This is a genomic window from Cyanobacteriota bacterium, assembly GCA_025054735.1.
Lineage (GTDB): Bacteria > Cyanobacteriota > Cyanobacteriia > SKYG9 > SKYG9 > SKYG9.
This window is the reverse complement of the sequence record JANWZG010000487.1, coordinates 1-2522: the sequence shown is the minus strand read 5'-3', so window position 1 is coordinate 2522 and position 2522 is coordinate 1. Positions and strand designations below refer to the sequence as shown.

The 2522-nt window shown below is 49.3% G+C and carries 1 protein-coding gene; it reads right to left on the bottom strand.

The window, feature by feature from the left end:
• Nucleotides 1-704 precede the first annotated feature (704 nt).
• Nucleotides 705-2246, bottom strand: coding sequence for a carotene isomerase (crtH, locus tag NZ772_17180; protein ID MCS6815290.1), 1542 nt, complete (start codon nt 2244-2246; stop codon nt 705-707).
• Between the last annotated feature and the right edge of the window lie 276 nt (nt 2247-2522).

Genomic DNA, 2522 nt, shown 5'->3' with positions numbered 1-2522 from the left:
CTTTGCCCTGGAAACCCCCTTTGCATTTTGGTCAATTAGCCATGCCACTCACCTAACCGGGGATCTTTTAGTGTTTCAACTGGGGCAAGACCAAATTTGTCTCCTTCATCCTGAAACACATCGCATCGCGCTGATTGCTAGGGGCAAACATCCGGTGATGACTAAGCCTTAGTACGATCGCCCCCCAAGTGAGCAGTTGAGTTCATCCAGGTATTGTCCTCGCTTTAGCGTTGTAAGTGATTGTTTGTGAAAGTAAAACGTTGAAGACCAAGACGTGACTGCTGGGTTGAAGTGACCCAACAGATAAAGTAGGGGCAAAAGCTGCTAGTGATTAGTATGAGGGCTATTTGCGGCCGCTAGTTGGGAGCGTTCGACTGCTCCGATTGCAGCTTAGAGCAGTGACCTGATTTTCTGGGTAAGACGCAGATTTTATGCATTTTAAGGTCAGAAGTAATTGATTTTGTACAAAGCAGATCCCAAAGATAAGCATCCGATGAAGGGATTTTGATAGTATTCGGGTGACATAGGCTACTCACAGTCTGTTAAAAGACCGGTATGTGCTAGAACTACGAGAAATAGTTCCTATCAAAGGTGAGGGCGAGATGACATCCTATTCTACTTAGTCCTCGATCTACCATAGCTAAACTTTGAAATAGTTGTGTCGTGCCAATTCTCTGAAAACAGCTACATAATTTAACTTTGGCCTACAAACCTAAGTCAACAGCAACCCGATGAGCGCAGGCAAACCCAGAGAAGGCAACGGCGTTTAGGCCTTGTCCAGGGAAGGTGCTATCGCCTACGCAGTATAGACCTGGCACAGTAGTGCGGTTGAAGGGCATTCCCAACAGCCCCCAGAGTTTGCGACTGGGGATGGGGCCATAGGTGCCATCGATACGGCCTAGAAATCGGCGGTGGGTGCGGGGAGTTCCTACTTCTTGCAGGTCTATATGACGGCTCAGGTCTGGAAAGATGCGCTCTAGGCGATCGATCAACCGTGCTGCTGCGGCTGCCTTCTTAGCTTGATAAGTACTCGGCGAGAGGTTTTGCCATTCAGACATCCAGCTAGGGGTAAAGGTGTGGATGATGTGATATCCGTCAGGGGCAAGGCTAGGGTCCAACAACGTGGGAATAGAGACAAAGATGGTGCCTTGGTCAGCTTCCATCTGTTCCCAGTCTTCTAACAGAATGTGGTGGCACTCTGTATCCGCGGGCAGGGCCGCTGCGCTCACTCCGAGGTGCAGGCTTAAAAAACTGGGTGATGGTTGATAGCGCTGTTGCCAACGCTGTTCACTAGGGGGCCGATCGCCCAGCAGGTGCTCAAAGGTATCCCAGCGGGTAGCATTAGAGATAACCCGCCGGGCATAAAAGTCCTGTCCATTGGCAAGACGCACACCCACAGCTCGATTACCCTGGCGCAGAATTTTCGTCACCCTAGACTTGTAGCGGATAGCACCTCCATGCTCGACTAAACCTTCCACGAGAGCTTGGGCAATTTGACCCACACCTCCCTTGGGATAGTTGATGCCGCCATAGTGACGATCGCTAAACACCATACCTGCATTGATCATCGGCGTGCGATCGGCAGGTACTACTGACCAGCAATAGCACTCCATGTCAATAAATTTCAGTAGTATTGGATCCTGAATGTAACGGCGAGCTATATCACCAGCGTTTTGGGGCAGATATACAACCAAGCCTAGGCAAGCCAAGGGATGCTGAAAAAAGACACGAGTCAAATAACGCGGCTCTTCTAGGGACAACAAATCCATTACATTCAAACAGTTGAACACCCGCCAACACTCGTCATAAAACCGACGGATGCCGACTGCCTCTTGGGGAAACCGGTGGATAAGTGCCTGTAAAAAGGCTTCGTAGTCTCGATGCACCTTTAGATCTATGCCATCGGGTAAGTGATAGTGAATTTGCACCGGATCAGGAATGGTTTCAATGTGCTTACCGACTGCTTGCAGTGCCCGGGTCAGCAGGTTGGTGGTGCCTTGACTGCCAAAGCCAAAAATCATAGAGGCACCAACATCAAACCGATAGCCATTGCGCTCAAAATAGCCAGCACTGCCTCCTGGAATCAGGTATCGCTCTAGCACCAATACCTTAGCTCCTTTGCTAGCCAGTTGCGTTGCCGTCACTAGGCCACCAATGCCAGCACCAATGACGATCGCGTCCCATCCATCGTGGGGTAAATCACAGGATGAGAACTGAGAAGTGGTCTGAATGGCAGATACAGTCATTGGTCACTATCGCTATAACGTTAACTGTTACTAGCCTATCGGGTTTTAGGTTAATTTTTGGCTATTTAGGGCTAGCTGGTTGGTAATCATAGCCCTAGTTCTCAACCCGCCTTACTTCCCCACTACACTGGCTGATAAATTGTTACAGGCAATACCGTTTTATCCAAATTGTCTGCCAGATAGTGGAGCATAGTCTAGTTGTCAGCGTTGGTCTCAGACAGCTTGGCTACCTGTAGCAATTAACAAGCAATGTCTAATCGGAGCTACTATCGAGCC

What these genes read in the sequence shown, in the direction of transcription:
- crtH (MCS6815290.1), bottom strand. Translation starts at nt 2,246, where the DNA reads ATGACTGTATCTGCCATTCAGACCACTTCTCAGTTCTCATCCTGTGAT.